At 58.2% G+C, this 1,257-nt stretch carries 1 protein-coding gene; it reads right to left on the bottom strand.

Translation table 11 applies throughout. The annotated features are described in order from the left end of the window. Window positions 1-81 precede the first annotated feature (81 nt). The coding region (gene tuf / locus ACR0B7_RS20975) for an elongation factor Tu (protein ID WP_170390328.1) at window positions 82-1,257 on the bottom strand (1,176 nt) is incomplete at its 5' end.

The raw sequence follows: 1,257 nt of genomic DNA, 5'->3' as shown, positions 1-1,257 counted from the left end.
AACCCAAGTAAAAAGGCCGCCCCGTGAGGAGCGGCCTTCTTTAGTTTTATCGATGTGCCGGGCTGAAGCCTGGCCTACCGATTATTCAATGATTTTCGACACAACGCCGGCGCCGACGGTGCGGCCGCCTTCGCGGATCGCAAAGCGCAGGCCGTCTTCCATCGCGATCGGTGCGATCAGCTCGACGGTGAAGCCGACGTTGTCACCGGGCATAACCATCTCGGTGCCAGCCGCCAGGGTCACGGTGCCGGTCACGTCAGTCGTACGGAAGTAGAACTGCGGACGGTAGTTCGCGAAGAACGGAGTGTGACGACCGCCTTCTTCCTTGGTCAGGATATAGGCTTCGGCTTCGAACTTGGTGTGCGGTGTAACCGAACCCGGCTTACACAGAACCTGGCCACGCTCAACGCCGTCACGGTCGATACCGCGCAGCAGGGCGCCGATGTTGTCGCCTGCTTCACCGCGATCCAGCAGCTTGCGGAACATTTCAACACCAGTACAGGTGGTTTTCTGAGTGTCGCGGATGCCAACGATTTCGATCTCGTCGCCAACGTTGATCACGCCACGCTCGACACGACCGGTCACAACGGTACCACGACCCGAGATCGAGAACACGTCTTCAACAGGCATCAGGAACGGCTTGTCAACTTCACGCTCAGGGGTGTCGATATACTCATCAACAGCCGCCATCAGTTCCTTGATCTTCTCTTCGCCGATTTCCGGGTTGTTGCCTTCCATCGCGGCCAGAGCCGAACCTGCGATGATCGGAACATCGTCGCCGGGGTAGTCATAGCTGGACAGCAGTTCGCGAACTTCCATCTCAACCAGTTCCAGCAGCTCTTCGTCGTCAACCTGGTCAACTTTGTTCAGGAACACGACCATCTTCGGGATACCAACCTGGCGGCCCAGCAGGATGTGCTCACGCGTTTGCGGCATCGGGCCGTCTGCGGCGTTCACAACCAGGATCGCGCCGTCCATCTGAGCGGCACCGGTGATCATGTTCTTGACGTAGTCGGCGTGGCCGGGGCAGTCAACGTGCGCATAGTGGCGGTTGTCGGTCTCGTATTCCACGTGGGCGGTCGAGATGGTGATCCCGCGCGCTTTCTCTTCCGGCGCACCGTCGATTTGGTCATACGCTTTGAAGTCACCGAAATACTTGGTGATCGCTGCGGTCAGCGTCGTCTTACCATGGTCAACGTGGCCAATCGTGCCGATGTTGACGTGCGGTTTTGTACGCTCAAACTTTTCCTTTGCCAT

The organism is Ruegeria sp. BB6, assembly GCF_056539385.1.
The sequence above is the reverse complement of the archived record's forward strand: the minus strand, read 5'-3'. Positions and strand labels throughout refer to the sequence as shown.